This is a genomic window from Acidisoma sp. S159 (genome assembly GCF_009766125.1).
Lineage (GTDB): Bacteria > Pseudomonadota > Alphaproteobacteria > Acetobacterales > Acetobacteraceae > Acidisoma.
This window is the reverse complement of the sequence record NZ_LMUG01000090.1, coordinates 46,242-63,561: the sequence shown is the minus strand read 5'-3', so window position 1 is coordinate 63,561 and position 17,320 is coordinate 46,242. Positions and strand designations below refer to the sequence as shown.

Below are 17,320 nucleotides of genomic sequence, written 5' to 3'. Positions count from 1 at the left end.
ACGGGTGGCCACCGGATACACGCAACTGAGGTGCCGCAAAGGCTTTACGATATCGTGGGAGAGCATATCGCGGACAGGTGATATTCCACACCAACTGCCGCAGGTAGGAGAAAGATGGGGAGGCGGGGCTCGGACGCCTGAGCTTCGATAAGGCTGCGCGGCACGGTATTGAAATCGAACATGCCATAGTGATGGGCGAGCATCGCCGGAATTCCCGCGGCGGTCGCCGTGGCGATAGCCTCGGCCAGGAAGAAATTGCCCGGGACCCGTTGTGCCGCAAGCGCTGCCGAGCGGCCGTTGACGGGAAACAAAGCGAGGTCCGCGCCGAGGTCGTGCATCTCCTCTGCCTGGCCCGGAAAAGGCACCGTATCCCCGGATATGCACGACTGTCGCACCCCCTAGCGTCAAGCAGTAGCCGAGGAAGACATGGGCGCCCGCTGGGTCGCGCTCAAGCGTCTCATGCGCCGCGCGAATGGCGCGGATGACGAGGCCTGGGAGGGGCTCGATCGACTCGCCTGCATCCATGGTGATGATACGCTCGGCCCCGACGCCGCTACGCGCCGCAGCCTCCGTAAGCTTCGCGCGCGGCGCCACGAGCCGCAGCCCGGGCCAGCGCGCCAGCAACGGCGCCAGCGTGCCTGGGTCCATATGGTCGGTGTGGTGATGTGTGCAGAGGATGAGGTCGGGCGCGCCAAGCTCCTCCAGCGCAATCGGCGACGGCATCATCCGGCGATGCGGCAGCGGCGTGCCACGATACTTCTCGGCCAAGGAGTCCGAGAGGTAGGGGTCGATCAGCACGATGAGGCCAGCCCCCCGCAGCAGGAAGCCTGCCTGGCCCAACCAGTAAAGTGAGAGGCCAGGCTGTTCGGGCTGCTTCAGACGACCGCGCAGGCCGCCCACGAAGGGGAGAGCCTCAAGCCGTGCGGCCATTGCTCTCACTCAGGGCCGTCAACAGATTCTCAATCGCGGCGACGGTGGCGCGATCGACGCTCTCCTCAGTGAAGGCGCCGATATGGCTGGTCGCAATCACATGCGAATGGCCGGCAAGCGCGAGCGAACGCGGAGGCTCCTCGGCGAAGACATCGGCGGCATAGATGTCGAGCTGGCCGCCTTGCAGCGCCGCCAGGATCGCCCCCTCATCCACCAAGGTGGCGCGGGCTGTATTTACCAGCACCCCGCCGCGCGGCATGAGGGCAAGCGCTTCGGCATCGATTAGTGGGTGGCTGCCCGGCAGCGGCGGGCAGTGCAGCGTGAGCCGTGAGGGAGCGCGGCGTAACGAGAATCTTGCCGGTCATGGTCTCGCCCGCTTCACGGCCCCAACATCGTCCGCGATCTTCGCGAGCGCGTCGAAATCCAGGCCACTGGTTGGAATCGCGATATGGAAGACCTCGGCGATGACCTGGGTCCAGCCATGGATGAAGTAGGTCCAGCCATCTTCTATTTGCAGATGCTTCGCCGCGGCATGGACGCGCGCCTGGTCGAGAAAGATGAGATCGCCGCGGTAGTTCAGATCCCAGACGATGCCCTGCTCTGGGAACTGCACCGCATCCGTCAGCGGCGATCCGGGTGCGTCCTTGCCAAGGCCCGTCGCGTTAATCACCAGCGAGCCGGGCTTGAGAGCCGCCACTACGGCGTCATTCTGCTCAGGCTGAGGTGCAAGAACGTAGTCGAGCTTCGCCGTGGTCGACAGGCCACGGTGGATGCGGCGGATCTCGTCCAACCGCTCCTGGCTGCGGTTGGAGACGATGATACGGCTCGGCACGTTCGCGCCGCGCGCGGTGCGCATAAGGTGCCAGGTCAGCGCGATGGTCGAACCGCCGGCACCAATCGAGAAGACTTCGGCCGCCGTCCCGGCGAAATGGTCGGGCGGGAGGAATCCGTCGATCGAGAGGCCGGAGCTGATCGGATCCTTGGCGTGGCAGACGAGGCGGCCATTCTCCTTCGAGATGCAACTCGTCTCGCCCATGAACGCCGCGTGCGGATCGATGACATCGAAAAGCTCGTGGCAGGCCTTGAAGAGGTCGATCTTATGCGTGGTCACCAGCGCACCCATCGACATCGGGTCGTCGCGGATGAATTTGATCGCTTCGCGATAGATGGCGGGGTCGGCATGTAGCGGGAAATCGATGCCCTTGATCTCGGCATCGAGGCCGAGATGCGCCGCCCAGGCTGGGAAGACGCGCATGATGGAGCTTTGGCCAGTGGAGACGCCGATGAAATACAGCGTCGGCTGGTTGGCGGGCGGGGGAAGAGCCATCGGTGTGTCCTTATCCTCCGCGTGCTTCGCGGACACGGGCGACGGCGGCGCGGGTCTTGGCGGCGATCTCGGCCCAGCGGCCATTGGCGATATCGCTGGTCGTCGCGATCCAGGTGCCGCCAACGGCGAGCACGTCTTTCACTGCCAGCCAGTCGGGCAGGTTCGCCTCGGTCACGCCACCTGTCGGAATGAAGCGGCAGCCCAGATGGGCGAAGGGGGTGGAGATGCCGGCGAGCGCCGCGGGGCCGCCCGCGGTGCCGGCTGGGAAGAACTTGCAGAGCCGGGCACCCTGTTTCAGCGCGGCACCCAATTCGCTCGGTGTCATGATGCCGGGCGCGAAGGGTAGGCCAATTCTTCCGGCTTCGGCGACAATCTCGGCATCGTAGCCCGGCGCGAGGCCGAAGAGCGCGCCGCTCGCCTTGGCGGCATCCAGCGAGGCGCTGTCGAGGATGGTGCCTGCGCCGACCAGCAACTCCGGCCGCTTGTCGCGCAGCGTCGCCATGACCTCGGCCGCCGCTGTGGTGCGGAAGGTGATCTCGGCGAGCGGCAGGCCGCCCTCCAGCAGCGCATCGGCCAGTGACACGGCTTGGGCCGCATTCTCGATGGCGATGACGGGTATGACGCCGATGGCGGCGATACGGTCGAAGAGGTCGCTGCTCATGCCTGCGGCCCCGGGGCTTGGGCGAAGAGGGCGTCGATCGCGGCCCTGTCGCGCGGACAGTGCTGCGTATTGTCGGTGAGCTTCCAGCCCGCGCCATCTGCGACGACACGGGAGCGCATGCCGCCCGATTTCTCGATGATCGCGTAATCCTGGCCGGCATCGGCCGGATAGGCGAATGTCATGACGAGATCCGCATCTCCGACATTGACGGAGCGGTGGATCCAATATGGCGGCACGTAGCAGATTTCCCGCGGCCCGATCGGCAGCGCACGAATCTCGCCTTCGGGGTTTTCCAGCAGCATGACCCCCTGGCCGCTCTCGCCGTAATAGATTTCGGATCGGTCGGCACGAACATGGATGTGGCCGCGCGTGACGAAGAACTCGTCGCCGATGCGGCCCGGAGACATACGGGTGACGCCAAAGATCAGGTCGCCGGTGGCAGCGGAAGGGCGGAACTCGGTGACTTCGTAGACCATGCGGTCACCATCTGCGAGCGCCGCGGCGAAAGCCGCGTCATCCGCATAGAGCCCGGCGAGATCGGAGAGATTTTTGGTGTAGCGGCCCGAGGCCTTTTCGAGCCGCCCTTTGCACACCGACACTTGGCAGATCGCCGGTTCGACTAGTTTCACGATTCGCCCCTCAATTCTTGTAGTATAGCTACCTTTAATCGACCTTTGGCGGAAACAAAATCCCCAAACTGAGGGGTTTTACGTTGACGGAGTGAATTTCCTGAACTAGCACTACAAAAAAGCTTCAGCAAAAGGTTTTGGGGAACAGTTCATGACCGTCACATCTTTGCGTCGATTCCTGCTCGGTTCGGCCCTCGCCCTCGGCTTCGCGCCGCTGGTGGCATCCGGCGCCCAGGCCGCCTGTTCGGTCGGCGTCTCGATGTTCACGCTCGGCGCGCCCTATTACGCAGCTCAGATGGCCGCCGCCGTGGACCAGGCGAAGAAAGCCGGCTGCACCGTGACGACCGCCGACGGCCAGAACGATCTCACGAAGCAGATCGGCGATGTCGAGGACATGGTCTCCAAAGGCGTGCAGCTTCTCATCATCAACCCGCGAGACCCCGAGGGTTTGGTGCCGGCGGTCAATGCCGCCGTCCGCGCCGGCACCAAGGTTGTGGTGATCGATAGTGGCCTGGACCCCAAGGCCCGCTATGTGACGCTGGTGCAGTCCTCAAACGATCAGAACGGCTTCCTGGTCGGCAAGTGGATCGCCCAGAAGATGGCCGGCAAGCCCATGAAGATCGCGCTGCTCTCCGGCGACAAGGGCAATATCGTGGGCGAAGCGCGACGGCTCGGCGTGCTGAAGGGCATCCTGGAGCAGCAACTCGTGCAGAGCGGCCATGCCGGCTTCGATGTCGTTGCCCAGGGCTGGGGCGGCTGGAACACCGATGGCGGTCTCAAGGCAATGGAGGACATCCTCACCGCCCATCCCGAGGTGAACGTCGTGCTCGGCGAGAATGACAGCATGGTGCTCGGCGCCCGCGACGCTCTGAAGGAGGCACATAAACTGGACGGCGTGCTGCTGGTCGCCGCCGCCGACGGCCAGAAAGACGCGCTGGAGCTCATCAAGAAGGGTGAATACGGCGCGACCGGCCTCAACAACCCCGATCTCGTGGCGCGCACCGGCGTCGATATCGGCCTCAAGGCGCTCGCCGGCAAGCTGCCCGCCGATTTCCCACGTGTCGACTATACGAAGCCCGCCGTGATCAACCAGGGCAATGTCGACACCTACTACAACCCAAAGGCCGTCTTCTAAGACGGCCCCAGGCGAGGGTCAGGGGAACGAGACGGCCATGGGGGACCTTCTGACGCTGAGCGGCATTACCAAATCCTTCGGCGGCGTGCGGGCGCTCAAGGGCGTCGACTTCTCTCTCCGGGCCGGCGAGGTCCATGCCCTGCTCGGCGAAAACGGAGCCGGCAAATCCACTCTCATGCGCGTGGTGGGCGGCGAGGTGTCGCCCGATGCCGGCACAATCACCTTCGCGGGTCGGCCCCTAACCCTCGCAGATCCTAAGGCCGCCGCCGATCTCGGCATCGCCGTGATTCATCAGGAACTGGCGCTCGCGCCAGACCTCTCGGTCGCTGAGAACATCTTCCTGCGCGAATTGCCGGGCGTCATCTCCTGGCGGACGCTCAACGAGCGGGCGCGCAAGGTCGTGGCCCGCATGGGCTTCGATCTCGATGTACGGCGCCGCCTGGGCGATCTCGCGGTCGCGCAGCAACAGGTGGTGGAGATCGCCAAGGCGCTCTCGCGCGACGTAAAGATCATCGTCTTCGACGAACCGACTGCCGTGCTCTCAACGCGCGATGCCGAGCGGCTGCACGAGATCATCGCCGTGCTGCGCGATTCCAGTGTCGGCATCGTCTACATCTCGCATCGCCTGGAAGAGGTCTTCCGCATCGCCGACCGGATGACCGTAATGAAGGACGGCGCGCTTGTCGGCGTCACGACGCCGCAGGAATCGCGCATCGACGACGTCATCCGCATGATGGTGGGTCGCCCGCTTTCCACGATGTTCCCCAAATTGGAGCATCGGAAGATCGGCGCCGAGGTATTGCGTGCGGATAACCTGCGGCGCGGTGCCAGGGTGCGCGGCGTCAGTCTCGCCGTCCATGCTGGGGAGATAGTCGGCCTCGGCGGACTCGTCGGTTCCGGCCGGACTGAGACGGCGCGCCTCATCTTCGGCGCCGATGCGCGGGAGACGGGGGAAATCCACATGCATGGCAAGCCGGTGAAGATCGGCTCCCCGCTAGATGCGGTGTTGGCGGGCATCGGGCTGGTGCCGGAGGATCGCAAACATCACGGCGCCATCCTCGACTTGTCGATCCGCATCAATACGACGCTGGCACGGATGCAGCCCGTGGTGAACGCCATTGGCTTCATCCGCCGCCAAACCGAGCGCGCGACTGTGATCAGGCTCAGCGAGCGTCTGCAACTGAAATCGGCGGGGGTGGAGGCGCCGGTCTCCAGCCTGTCCGGCGGCAACCAGCAGAAGGTCGTATTGGCGAAGTGGTTCCATGCCGATGGTGACGTCATCATCCTGGATGAGCCGACGCGCGGTGTCGATGTCAGCGCCAAGGCCGAGATCTACAGGCTGATCGAGGATCTCGCCACCTCGGGCAAGGCGATCCTCGTCATCTCCTCGGAACATCAGGAGCTTTTCGGCCTCTGTGACCGTGTGCTGGTCATGGCGGAGGGCGAGCTGCGCGGCACGCTCACGCCCAAGGATTATACCGAAGAGAAGCTGCTAGCGCTGGCAATGACGCGGCCGGTCGCGACGGCGGAGGCAGCGCCGAAAGCGCTTCCCGCCCATACCCATCAGGCGGTGCATTGAAATGAGTCAGACCACGACAGCCGCCCCCGGCTCGGCACCGCGCCGTTCGTTCGATGCCGGCGAGTTCTTTCGCCGCTACGGCACGCTCTGCATCTTCGTGCTGCTGATGGTGGGCGCCGCCTGGCAGTCGGACGCGTTCCTCACCGATCGCAACATCATGAACGTGCTGCGCCAGATCGCCGGCACCGGCATCATGGCGGTCGGCATGCTCTTCGTGATCCTGACCGGCGGCATAGATCTTTCCGTGGGGTCGATCCTGGCCCTCGGCAGCGTCGCGAGCGCCATCGTCATCGGCCTGCATGGCACCGCGATCGGCATCGGCGCGGCGGTGACGGCCGGAGCGGCTTGCGGCCTGGTCACTGGCATTCTCGTCGCCTATGCCGGCTTGCCGCCCTTCGTAATCACCCTTGCGGCCATGACGGCGGTGCGCGGCTTCGCGCTCATCGTCTCCAACGGCCAGCCGATAATGATGGACGAGGATGTCGGCGCCTGGTTGACAGATTTCGGCTCCGGCTTCTTCCTTGGCGTGCCGGACCCCGTGATCCTCATGACGGTCGTCTTCGTCGTCGCCGGGGTCGTCCTGAACTTTACGAAGTTTGGCCGCACGGTGAAGGCGATCGGCTCCAACCGCGAGGCGGTGCGACTTTCCGGCATCCCGGTGCCGCGCTATGTCATGGCGGTCTATGTCGTCTCCGGCGCACTGGCGGCACTGGCCGGCGTCATAAGCACCAGCCGCACCGGCGTCGGCTCGGGCGTCATCGGCGTCGGCGCGGAGCTCAACGTCATCGCCGCCGTCGTCATCGGCGGCGCCAGCCTGATGGGCGGCCGCGGCGGCGTCATCAACACGCTGCTCGGCGCGCTGGTGATGGGGGTGATCGGCAATATCATGAACCTCGTCGGCGTGCCGGGCTACAACCAGCAGGTCTGCATGGGCGCCATCATCGTCATCGCCATGCTGCTACAACACGGTTCCCGCTGGTTCAGGAAGTAAGCGTCGAGGCGCCAGAGTGCATTGATGATCCGCAACCTCACCCTCGCCATCGATGTCGGCACCGGCAGTGCGCGCGCGGCGCTGCTGGACGCGGACGGTCATGTGCTGCGCGTTGCCGCCCGCGAGCATGAACAGATCGTGCCGCAATTTGGCTGGGCCGAGCAGAAGCCCGCGCAGTGGTGGGAAGGGACGGTCGCCGCCATCCGCGAAGTGCTGGGTGCGGAGTCCAATGCCCGAGCGCGGATCGAGGTGATCTGCGCCTGCGGCCAGATGCATGGCACGGTGCTGGTTGACGCCGAGGGCGATCTCACGCGCGAGACCGCGCCGCTTTGGAACGACAAGCGCACCGCCGAGGCGGTGACCGCTTTCGAGGCGGCGCATGATCTTGCCGACTACCTCGCCGATAGCGGCAATCCGCCAACCCCAGCCTGGCCCGGCTTCAAGCTCGCCTGGCTGCGCGACCATGACCCCGACGCCTATCGCCGCGCCGCCCATGTGCTGATGCCCAAGGACTTCATCAACCATCGGCTGACCCGCCAGGTGGCGATGGATTCAGGCGATGCCTCCTGCAGCTTCCTCATGGATAGCCGCAGCGGCGATTGGTCGGCCGCAATGATTGGCATGCTCGACCTTGACGCCGGCAAGCTGCCGGCCATCCGGCCCTCGCTGGAGATTCTAGGCACCGTCACGGCCCGCGCGGCGGCGGAGACGGGGCTGCGGGAAGGTACCCCGGTACTCGTTGGCGGCGCGGACTATCCCACGGCCTTGCTCGGATCCGGCGTCTGCCGCCCGGGCCTTGCTTCCGATGTCACGGGCACCTCCTGCATCATCACCGTCATCGCCGAGCAGCCGATCCTCGATGCCGAGATCTGCAATGTCGCTACAATCGAAGGCGGCTGGGGTGCCTTCGTCCTGTTGGAGACGGGCGGGGATGCCGTGCGCTGGTCTCGTAGAGCGTTGCATGAGCGACGTCTGGATTACGCCGGTATCATGGATCTCGCGGCAACCGCTCCAGCAGGCAGCGAGGGCCTGTTCTTCCTGCCCTTTCTCACAGGCGAGCGGCTCGGCAAACACCGCAATGCCCGAGCGCAGTATTTCGGCCTCGCCGCTGCGCATGGCCTACCGCATCTGGATCGCGCGCTGCTAGAGGGCGTGGCCTTCGCGGGCAACCGCGCACTTCGCATCATGGCGGAGCGTGCCGGACGCCGGGTGGAGCGGGTGGTAGCGGCCAGTGGCGGGGCGAAGAGCCCGCTCTGGCTCAAGATCAAGGCCAGCGCTTACAACCTGCCGCTGCTGGTGCCGCAAGAAGCGGAGAGCGGCCTGATCGGCTGCGCCGCCATGGCGGCCGTTGCCACGGGCCGCTTTTCTACGCTGCAGGCCGCCGTCGATGCCCATGTGCGGTACCAGGACGAGATCCTGCCCGACCCTGCCTGGGTCGAGCGTTACGCCCGCATGCAGCCGACCTTCGACACGCTTTATCGCCAGAGTCAGGGGCTTTACGACGCCCTGGATACGCTGGCCTCCGATCCGTGAGAAGCCCGCTCTTGCGGCCGCCTGCTCCCGCAACCAACGAACGGAACTGGCGACATGTATCTTGATAAATTGCGTCTGGATGGGAAAGTCGCCGTAGTCACCGGTGCAGCGCGGGGCATCGGCCTCGCCTGCGCCGAGGCGCTGGCCGAGTCAGGGGCGGCGGTGGTGATCACCGACCTCGATGCGGCGGCGGCGGCGGCCTCCGCAGCGGCCGTTTCCGGCCGGGGTTACGCGGCCTCGGCTGAAATGCTGGACGTGACTGATCCGCGCGCGGTGGAACGGGTGCATGGGGTGGTGTTCGCCCGACATGGCCGCGTCGACATCCTCGTCAACAATGCCGGCATCGCGATCAGCAACCGCCCGGCGGAGACGATGGACGACGCGACCTGGCTCAAGGTCATTGACGTCAACCTCAACGGCACCTTCTGGTGCTGCCGCACCTTCGGTCGGAGCATGCTGGAGAAGGGCGCCGGCGCGATCGTGAATATCGGCTCCATGTCGGGGGAGATCGTGAATCGCCCGCAGGCGCAGGCGCAGTACAATGCCTCCAAGGCCGGGGTGCATCAGCTCACCCGCTCGCTCGCCGCGGAATGGGCGCCGCGCGGCGTGCGGGTGAATGCCGTGGCACCGACCTACATCGACACCGAACTCAATGCCTATGTCTACAAGGATCCCGAGATGTATCGCCATTGGGTGGGCGGTACACCGATGAACAGGTTGGGCAAGGTCGAGGAAGTTGCCTCCGTAGTGCTGTTCCTCGCGTCCGAGGCGGCAAGCCTGATGACGGGATCGATTGTGCTCGCCGATGGGGGTTATACCTGCTGGTGAGCCGAGCGGGCCAGGGGGCGCCTGCCTCCCTATTCGGCCGGCTTCGGCCCAATCAGACCCTGGCGATAGTCCCGCAGGGTCTCCTTCATCTGCCGCAGCCGGTCGAGTCCAGGGCCGCTTCGGCGGAGCGCCACGGCAATCGCGAGCACGTCGATGATGACCAGCGCTGCAACGCGCGATGTGGTGGGGGTGAAGACATCGGTATTGTCCAGCGTCTCCACCAGCAGCATCACGTCGCATTGGGCGGAGAGGGCGGCATGAGCTCCGGTCAGGGCGATGGTCGCTGCGCCCTTTTCCTTGGCGATGCGCGCCGCCTCGATCACGCCGACAGAGGAGCCGGTGTTGGAGATCGCGACAACCACATCACCCGGTCCCATCATGGCGACGGTCATGATCTGCTGATGCGTGTCCAAGGGCGCGCTGCAGGGCACGCCGAAGAGCGGGAACTTCTGCTCGGCATCCTGCGCCACGAGGCCGGAGGCGCCGAAGCCCAGGAAGCTAATCGATCGCGCGTTCGACAGGATATCGATCGCCGCTGCCAGCGCCGCCGGGTCGAGGTGATGACGCGCCCAGTCGAGGCTGGTGATGGTATATTCGAAGATCTTCGCGACCACAGCCATCGGCGAATCCTCGGCCGTGATGACGGAATGCGTGGCCGGCGTGCCGAGGGCGACACTTTGCGCCAGGCGCAATCTGAAATCATGGAAACCGGCGCAACCGACGGCGGTGCAGAAGCGGATGACGGTGGGCTGGCTGACGCCGGCCGCCTCCGCCACTTCCGCGACCGTCGCAGCGAAGATGCGCCCGGGACTGGCGAGGACGAGTTCCGCCACCTTGCGCTCCGACTTGCGCAGCGAATCGACCGAGAGACGGACGACTTCGAGGATATTTGGGCCGGGCCGGCGGTCTTGCAATTCGATAAAATTGGACATGCGGCGGCGGCCTCTTTTGTTAATCGGGCGAAACAGTCCGGTCCAGGAGGGAAGACCGAACCGCTCGTAGCCTCTTGGGCGATCGCCGCCAATCCATCGGAAAAAGGCTTTGTAACCTAGGCTGACAATGTAGCGACGCTACGTTAGCGGCGGTGCAGCAAGAAGGCCGTCGCCTGACGCTTCACAAATGCGCTTTGACGACCTGCGGAACGTGGACTTACACTACAAACGGATCGTAGAAACCGATGTGACAGCGCTTGGCCCGCCTCGGAGCAACGTTGTCCCCAATGAAGAACGTCCTGGGAGAATCACAGTGAGACGCACCTTTCTGATAACGGCCGCCGCCGTTCTGGCGCTGAGCGCCGCTGCCGCTATGCCAGCTTTTGCTAAGGACAAGAATATCGCCGTCATCATCAAGGCGACCGATTCCGACTTCTGGCAGTACATGGTCGTCGGCGCGCAGAATTACGCGCATGAGCATCCGGGCGTGAAGGTCACGATCTACGGCCCGCCCTCCGAGACCGATGTCGACCAGCAGGTCTCCATCCTCGAGAATGTCGTGACGCGCCATCCCGACGGCATCCTGATCGCACCCTCCAGCTCCGACGCGCCAGTCGCGGCGATTTCGGACGCCATGTCCCAGGGCATTCCCGTCGTGACCGCCGATAATCGCGTGCGCGGCACCAATGTGACCGCGCATCTCGCGACCGACAACCTCAAGGCCGGCGCGCTTGCCGCCGACAAGCTCGTCGCCATGTTGAAAGCAAACGGCGTGGCCTTGAAGGGCAAAATCGGCCTCATCAGCGCCTATGCCGGCGTCGAGGTGCTGACCCAGCGCGACACGGGCTTCACCAAGCGCTTGGCAGAGATCGCGCCCGACCTCAAGATCCTGCCCGTGCGCTACGTCGACAACGACATCCAGAAAGCGATGTCCTCAGCGACCGACGTGATCTCTGCCAATCCCGACATTCTCGGCTTCTTCGCCGACAACAACCATTCGGCAGACGGCACGGCGCTCGCCATTCGTGGCAGCGGCCGGAGCGGCAAGATCGTCGCCATCGCTTTCGATTCCGACCCGCAGGAAGTGGATGCGCTGCGCCAGGGCAACCTCAGCGCCCTCGTGGTGCAGGACCCCTACAGTATGGGCTACAAGGGCGTCGATTACGTGATGCAGGCGATCGATAAGAAGACGCTGCCCGCCTACACTGATACCGGCGTCGCCGTGATCACCAAAGACACGATGGACCAACCCGCTTCGAAGGGCCTCCTGAACCCGCTGACCCGCAAGGAATAGGCTGGCCCGATGTCGGTCCTGATGGGGGTGAACCCGGTCGCGACCGCCGCGCCCTTGCTGCAGCTGCAAGGCGTCAGCAAGAGCTACCCGGGGGTGAAGGCGCTTTCGGATGTCTCGCTGCATGTCTCCTCCGGAGAGGTGCACGCCCTGCTGGGCGAGAACGGCGCGGGCAAGTCGACGCTCATCAAGATCATGATGGGCGCCATCCAACGCGACGAGGGGCAGATTATCTGGGACGGTGCGGCGGTAGATATCCGCTCGCCTCTTCGTGCCCAGGCCCTCGGCCTTGCGGCAGTTTATCAGGACGTGACCCTCGCCCAACCGCTGACCGTGGGCGAGAACTTCTTCATGGGCCACCTACCCAAAGCCGGCGGGCTGGTGGATTGGTCACGCGTCTGGCGAGAGACCGATGCCTTCCTCCGCCAGCTCGGCATCCTGACGGATGCGCGCCTGAAGGTGGCGGAACTCCCCATCGCGCAGCAACAGCTTATCGCCATCGCCAAGGTGGTCTGGGGCGGCGCGCGGCTCATCATCTTCGATGAGCCGACCGCCCTCCTCACCAATGCCGAGACCGATACGCTGTTCGGCATCATCGCCCGGCTGCGTGCCGAGGGGAAGGCGATCGTCTATATCTCTCACCGGTTGGAGGAGATCTTCCGGATCTGCGACACGGCCACCATCCTCAAGGACGGCCGCTTCGTGCAGCGCGTGCGGGTCTCGGAGGTGGATGAGGACAGGATCGTCGCCCTTATGGTTGGGCGGTCGCTCGACAAGGCCTACCCGCATCGCGATCCCACGCCTGGCGAGGTCTGTTTAAACGTGCGCGGGTTGAAAGCCCATGGGCGGCTCAACGGGGTCGATCTGACAGTGCGGCGGGGGGAGATCCTTGGCATGTACGGCTTGGTCGGCGCCGGCCGCACGGAGCTAATGCGCGTGCTCTTCGGCGCCGACGATTACGACGAGGGCGAGATTGTGCTGGACGGCAAGCCCGTCCGTCCGCGCGCGCCGCTCGGCATGATCCAGAAGGGCGTTGCGCTGCTCACAGAAGACCGCAAGCACCAGTCGCTCGCGCTGCAGCTCGACATCCACACCAACATCAATCTCGTGCGCAGCCAGAGTAAGGGTCGCGTCGGCTTCCTGGACAGTGGCGCTGAGCAGGCGGTCACGAAGCGCTTCATCGACGCGCTGAACATACGCACGCCTTCGCCTTTTCAGAAGGTCGTAAATCTTTCGGGCGGGAATCAGCAAAAGGTTGTCGTCGGCAAATGGCTGGCGACCGATCCGCGTCTAATCCTCTTCGACGAGCCGACCATCGGCGTCGATGTCGGCGCCCGCCTCGAAATCTACGGCCTGATCCACCGCCTCGCGAACGAGGACAGAGCCATCATCATGGTCTCCTCCTATCTGCCAGAGGTGATTGGCATGTCGGATCGCATTGCGGTCATGCACAAGGGACGCATCATGGACACTGTTGCAAAGGACGAGGCCACGGAGGAGTTGCTGCTGCGGCTTGCCTCCGGCCTCGCGGCATGACGACGCCAGCCGACGCTTCAAGGGACACGACGCAGAAGGGCGTCACGCAGGGCGCCAAGGCTGGCAGCTCCGATCGGCCCGGGCAATCCAGCTTCTCCGCCTGGCATCGCTACAGCACGGAACTCACGCTGGGCGCGATCCTGGTCGCCTTCTTTGTGATCCTGAGCTTCGCCTCGCCCTATTTCTTTACGGAGGGCAACCTCTCGAACCTCGTGAAGCAGGCGGCGATCAACGGCATCATTGCGCTGGGTGTGACCGCCATCATCATCACCGGCGGCATCGATCTTTCGGTGGGCGCCGTAGCGGGCCTGACCGGCGTCATCTCGGCGATGCTGATGGTCAACGGTGTACCGACCATCGTCGCCTGCCTCGGTGGTCTGCTCGCCGGGGTCATCGTTGGCGTCATCAACGCGGTGATGATCTATGAGGGCCGCATTCCGCCCTTCATCGCGACGCTCGCGACCATGACCATGGTGCGCGGCTTCATCAAGCTCATCACCGATGCGGCGATGATCACCGGCCTGCCGGACGGCTTCCTGCATTTCGGCGAGGCGCGGTATCTCGGCATCCCCTCGCAATTCTGGGTCTGGATGGTCCTGGCGGTGATTATGGCGGTCCTGCTGACCCGCATGCGGTTGGGGCGTAACTTCTACGCCATCGGCGCCAGCGCCGAGGTGGCGCGTCTGAGCGGCATCAACCTCCGTACCAATATTTATGCCGTCTATGCCCTCGGTGCGCTGTTGGCCGGTATCGGCGGCCTCGTGTTGACGGCGCGCGTGCGGATGGCGGAGCCGACGGCGGGCATGGGCTATGAGCTTTATGCCATCGCGGCCGCCGTGATCGGCGGAGCCAGCCTCAACGGCGCGCAAGGCTCTGTCCTGGGCGCGATCTTCGGTGCGTTGATCATGACCACCATCAGCAATGGCGGCAATCTGCTCGGCATCAACGCCTTCACGCTGGAGATCGTCATTGGCGCACTCATTGCTGGCGCGGTCTGGCTGGACAAGGTGCGGAAAGGCAATGCGCGGTAAGGCTGCCCGTCAACGCACATTCGATTGCCGTCGGCCACCTGTATTTCAGTATGGATCTAAGCTAAGGCGTTTGAGATCTGTTCAAATCGGGCCGTGCGGCCGGTCGGTGTCGCCGCACGCAAAGGTCGGGTGCGATGACTGTGAACTGTTCCACCAAGGCGTGGATGACCTTGTGTCAGTAGATGAAGGACGCCATCGGGAAGCCGTGAGCAGGATCACGGGCTCACCCCGACCTCATGTAGTGCCTCCTGATACCGTTCACCTCTACACGGAATGGCTGCCGGGCAAGCGTGTTGCTGATGTAACGATCATGTCCATTCTCTTCCGCGGGAAAAGCGTTTGGTCCGTTCAGGACACAGGAACGTCAACAGTCATCGGATTTTCCAGGTAAGTCTAGTCGACGACAACTCGTGTCCGCCGCGCGGCGGGCACTAATTATAGTTGGTTTATCCGACTTTTGTCAGCCGGATGACGTTGGGCTTGGTCTCCTCGACTTCGTCGATGACGTATTGATGCTGGTCGCCGCTGCCATCCCGGAATGTGAGTATATGCCACTTCTCGGCCGTCAGGCCGGCCGTATCGTTAGCCGAGATTTGGAAGAACGAACGTCCGGTCCCTGTCGCATTCCAGTTCTGCACGAACTCAACCCAGCGGCATGGCAGCGTAAGATGCCGTCGATGACCATCAATTGGGTGCGTGATCAGCGTTATCTCGTGGGCGAACCAGCCTTTGTCGCGTCCATAGGCCGAGTACCTTTTCGAGCCCCTGAGGCTACGCCGGACCATCTATGGTGCCAACGATAGGCTGGCCAGGGAAAGTTTCGTGAAGTGGCGCGCCACTCGCGAGGTTGGCATCCGTCACCATAACCTGAGCCGAGTCCGCATGGTCTGTCCGTTCCTGGTGGGCTCGTTTGGGGGTGATCCGATGAGTGGCTTTCCCAACAGCGATGACGGCATGCTGCGGCTGCGTACTGAAGAGGGCGCCAAGCTCATGGAGATATTGCGGCTCTATGGCGAATGCAGGCTGGAACTCGACGAAGCAACCGCAGTTTGGATAGCGACGGTCAAATGGCGCCTCGTTCAGCTCGATGGGCTAGAGCTGGAGGACGAAGGGCCTGAAAAGTCTGAAGTTGCAACCGTGCCCAGCGCGGTGTCCCGCGAGCACTAACTGCTCAAGCCGGGCTTCCACCGACTGCAACCAGCTGGGATACGAAGGTCTCTGCTCCTAAGAGTGGGTGGCCCCTGTGAGCAGCAAAACATTACTCTAGATCTTGGATCGGTCGAATTCCCTTTTAGGATGTAGAAACGCAACGAAACGTAACTTTGCCTGACGTTGGTCGGCAAATCACCGAAGGGTGTGCCGAACTCGCCCCCCGAAGGTCTAGTCCTAAAACCGCGTGAAAGAAGTGCAGACAATGAATCGGTTCATTGTCTGAGCAAGGTCTCCCGCCTGTTGCATCGTCGTGCCAGGCGTTAGGTCGAACCCCACGAAACCGCTTCCTCGCGGCTCTTCTCCTTTAAGCACTTCCGACACAAGCCAAGGTTGGCCCGAGGCGTTTTCCTTGACCGTGAACCTGTGTTCCGCCCGAGTTGTTTTGGCCATGCCGCTCTGTTTTCAAAAGGTCAGGGAGCTTCGGTCAATAGCCGCAGCTCCGCAATCTTCTCCCACCATCGCTCAACGATTTCGGTGGTGACAGGCTCACCGTTCTCCAGGATGGTCACGTTTCCGGTCTCGTAGAGGGCGATCTCCCACTCGGGCACTGCGATCTCGGCTAGCAGCGTATCCCGCGCTTCTTCGCTCAAGCGCCCCGCTCCTTCTCCAGCGCCTTAAGCGCTGTCCCGAGCGAGGCAGTCATCTTCTCATCAGTCGCGTCGGTATGGGCTACGAAGCTCCGCAGGTTCGACTGCGCGTCCCAGCCATCATGGGCTCGCCGGAACATCTCTCGCGCCGCTCGCCAGTGCTCATACGGCAGCGAGATGTAGGCGCTCCAGGCGAGGCGTTCGCCTGGAGTTAACGGCCTCATCGCGTCGATGAAGCTGCCGCTCATACCTACCCATCAACCGGCGGCGCGAACCTCGCGCCGTTGCGCCACCTCTCGGCAAGCTCCTGCATGATTCGTCCATCCTCAGAAAGCATCTCGTAAGGCACGGGCTCTGGCGGCTATGGTCTCATTGCGGCGCTAGCGATGGCACCGAAGAAGCCGATGTGCAGTCCACTGAAGTCGCCGCGCTCGATCATTCGCTTGACGATGTGGCGCGGTAGCGTGGGCTGACCGTAGTCCTCGTGCTGCCGGGAGCAGGCGACATACTCCTGCCCCAGAGCCTGACCAAGCAGGCAATCGGCATCATAATCATCAGACGGTACTGACGTCCAGAAATCTCGCCCGTTGCAACGGCCGGGGTTGTCGCGGACGAAGCTAAGATCGCTGAAGGGATGGCGGGCGACCTTGGTCTTCTCCCGCATGCGGGCGCTCATACGCCTGCCCTCCCAAGCAGGTCGCGAGCGAGTGACCAGCCTGATACTCGTATGCTGGCTGATTGCTAGGGTCGTTCTGACCAGCCTGAGGGCGACTGCGGCTTTCGCGGCGAGCCTCTCTAGCGTCGTTACTGATGTCGCGTAGATCGATGAAATCAGTTCGTTGCGCCGATCTCTAACCTGCTGGTCGAAACGCACACTGGTGGCCAGTTCGGGAGAGCCCGGTATGCCGTCCCCAGCGGCCTCAGACAACCGATCCATCTCGTTCTCGATCTGCATGGGCTCACCACACAGGGATATGAGCCAAGCATCGCGGCCGATAGGTGTAGCCTCCCCGCCAGCCGCTGGCATGGTGCGAGACCTTGCAGGGGCGAGGCACGGACGGGTGGCTGGAACCCCTGTCCGTGCCGCCTGCCCTTCCGCCGCACCCGTCCCGTGGGAT

General features: G+C 63.8%; 19 protein-coding genes. 9 read left to right on the top strand and 10 right to left on the bottom strand.

Annotated features, from left to right (window positions below; genetic code table 11):
• The 5 genes from GSQ92_RS27165 to GSQ92_RS27145 all read right to left on the bottom strand — a co-directional run.
• Nucleotides 1-930 (bottom strand): MBL fold metallo-hydrolase (locus GSQ92_RS27165; RefSeq protein WP_216856999.1); only part of this gene is annotated, 930 nt, incomplete at its 3' end.
• On the bottom strand, nucleotides 914-1,249 hold the full coding sequence (locus GSQ92_RS27160) for an NAD(P)-dependent oxidoreductase (RefSeq protein WP_159014680.1): 336 nt from the start codon (nucleotides 1,247-1,249) through the stop codon (nucleotides 914-916). The genes GSQ92_RS27165 and GSQ92_RS27160, both read right to left, overlap by 17 nt.
• Before the next feature lie 42 nt (nucleotides 1,250-1,291).
• A complete protein-coding gene (locus GSQ92_RS27155; RefSeq protein WP_159014671.1) occupies nucleotides 1,292-2,257 on the bottom strand; it encodes a shikimate dehydrogenase in 966 nt (321 codons plus the stop codon).
• 10 nt (nucleotides 2,258-2,267) lie between these two features.
• On the bottom strand, nucleotides 2,268-2,918 hold the full coding sequence (eda, locus tag GSQ92_RS27150; protein ID WP_159014670.1) for a bifunctional 4-hydroxy-2-oxoglutarate aldolase/2-dehydro-3-deoxy-phosphogluconate aldolase: 651 nt from the start codon (nucleotides 2,916-2,918) through the stop codon (nucleotides 2,268-2,270).
• Nucleotides 2,915-3,547 carry a glucose-6-phosphate isomerase gene (locus GSQ92_RS27145; RefSeq protein ID WP_216856998.1) on the bottom strand — a complete coding sequence of 211 codons (633 nt, stop codon included), beginning with the start codon at nucleotides 3,545-3,547 and terminating at the stop codon, nucleotides 2,915-2,917. The genes eda and GSQ92_RS27145 overlap by 4 nt, the downstream gene beginning before the upstream one ends.
• Before the next feature lie 151 nt (nucleotides 3,548-3,698).
• On the opposite strand from GSQ92_RS27145, the gene GSQ92_RS27140 reads away from it, so the two are divergent.
• Genes GSQ92_RS27140 through GSQ92_RS27120 form a run of 5 tightly spaced genes read left to right on the top strand, consistent with a single transcriptional unit; the run spans nucleotide 3,699 to nucleotide 9,613 of the window.
• A complete protein-coding gene (locus tag GSQ92_RS27140; RefSeq protein ID WP_159014669.1) occupies nucleotides 3,699-4,682 on the top strand; it encodes a substrate-binding domain-containing protein in 984 nt (327 codons plus the stop codon).
• 37 nt (nucleotides 4,683-4,719) lie between these two features.
• Nucleotides 4,720-6,261, top strand: coding sequence for a sugar ABC transporter ATP-binding protein (locus GSQ92_RS27135; protein ID WP_159014668.1), 1,542 nt, complete (start codon nucleotides 4,720-4,722; stop codon nucleotides 6,259-6,261).
• 1 nt (nucleotide 6,262) lies between these two features.
• Nucleotides 6,263-7,252 (top strand): ABC transporter permease, encoded by a 990-nt coding sequence (locus GSQ92_RS27130; protein WP_159014667.1) that lies wholly within the window; start codon nucleotides 6,263-6,265, stop codon nucleotides 7,250-7,252.
• Nucleotides 7,253-7,276: 24 nt separating this feature from the next.
• Entirely contained in the window at nucleotides 7,277-8,785 is a 1,509-nt protein-coding gene (locus tag GSQ92_RS27125) for an FGGY-family carbohydrate kinase (protein WP_159014666.1), read from the top strand.
• A 54-nt stretch (nucleotides 8,786-8,839) separates the two neighbouring features.
• Nucleotides 8,840-9,613: an SDR family NAD(P)-dependent oxidoreductase gene (locus GSQ92_RS27120; protein ID WP_159014665.1), complete on the top strand. Its 774-nt coding sequence runs from the start codon at nucleotides 8,840-8,842 to the stop codon at nucleotides 9,611-9,613.
• Nucleotides 9,614-9,642: 29 nt separating this feature from the next.
• Here GSQ92_RS27120 and GSQ92_RS27115 read toward each other — a convergent pair whose 3' ends face one another.
• Entirely contained in the window at nucleotides 9,643-10,545 is a 903-nt protein-coding gene (locus GSQ92_RS27115) for an SIS domain-containing protein (protein WP_159014664.1), read from the bottom strand.
• A 313-nt stretch (nucleotides 10,546-10,858) separates the two neighbouring features.
• Between GSQ92_RS27115 and GSQ92_RS27110 the strand changes: the two genes are divergently transcribed.
• From GSQ92_RS27110 to GSQ92_RS27100, 3 genes are read left to right on the top strand one after another with little or no spacing between them, the layout of a single operon-like run.
• Nucleotides 10,859-11,839, top strand: a complete 981-nt coding sequence (locus GSQ92_RS27110) for an ABC transporter substrate-binding protein (RefSeq protein WP_159014663.1) — start codon at nucleotides 10,859-10,861, stop codon at nucleotides 11,837-11,839.
• A 9-nt stretch (nucleotides 11,840-11,848) separates the two neighbouring features.
• Entirely contained in the window at nucleotides 11,849-13,372 is a 1,524-nt protein-coding gene (locus GSQ92_RS27105; RefSeq protein WP_216856997.1) for a sugar ABC transporter ATP-binding protein, read from the top strand.
• A complete protein-coding gene (locus GSQ92_RS27100; RefSeq protein ID WP_159014662.1) occupies nucleotides 13,369-14,403 on the top strand; it encodes an ABC transporter permease in 1,035 nt (344 codons plus the stop codon). Before GSQ92_RS27105 ends, GSQ92_RS27100 begins: the two co-directional genes overlap by 4 nt.
• Nucleotides 14,404-14,849: 446 nt before the next feature.
• Here the strand turns inward: GSQ92_RS27100 and GSQ92_RS27095 are convergent, their stop codons facing one another.
• Entirely contained in the window at nucleotides 14,850-15,041 is a 192-nt protein-coding gene (locus GSQ92_RS27095; protein WP_159014661.1) for a hypothetical protein, read from the bottom strand.
• Nucleotides 15,042-15,225: 184 nt separating this feature from the next.
• Here GSQ92_RS27095 and GSQ92_RS27090 point away from each other — a divergent pair, with 184 nt between their 5' ends.
• Nucleotides 15,226-15,570 carry a hypothetical protein gene (locus tag GSQ92_RS27090; protein ID WP_159014660.1) on the top strand — a complete coding sequence of 115 codons (345 nt, stop codon included), beginning with the start codon at nucleotides 15,226-15,228 and terminating at the stop codon, nucleotides 15,568-15,570.
• Between the two features lie 455 nt (nucleotides 15,571-16,025).
• Here the strand turns inward: GSQ92_RS27090 and GSQ92_RS27085 are convergent, their stop codons facing one another.
• The 3 genes from GSQ92_RS27085 to GSQ92_RS27075 form a co-directional block, all read right to left on the bottom strand.
• The gene (locus GSQ92_RS27085) at nucleotides 16,026-16,205 is read right to left on the bottom strand and encodes a hypothetical protein (RefSeq protein ID WP_159014659.1); all 180 of its coding nucleotides are present in this window, start codon (nucleotides 16,203-16,205) and stop codon (nucleotides 16,026-16,028) included.
• Complete coding sequence (locus GSQ92_RS27080) at nucleotides 16,202-16,450, bottom strand: hypothetical protein (RefSeq protein WP_159014658.1); 249 nt, start codon at nucleotides 16,448-16,450, stop codon at nucleotides 16,202-16,204. Before GSQ92_RS27080 ends, GSQ92_RS27085 begins: the two co-directional genes overlap by 4 nt.
• Before the next feature lie 113 nt (nucleotides 16,451-16,563).
• A complete protein-coding gene (locus GSQ92_RS27075) occupies nucleotides 16,564-17,157 on the bottom strand; it encodes a hypothetical protein (RefSeq protein ID WP_159014657.1) in 594 nt (197 codons plus the stop codon).
• Nucleotides 17,158-17,320 lie beyond the last annotated feature (163 nt).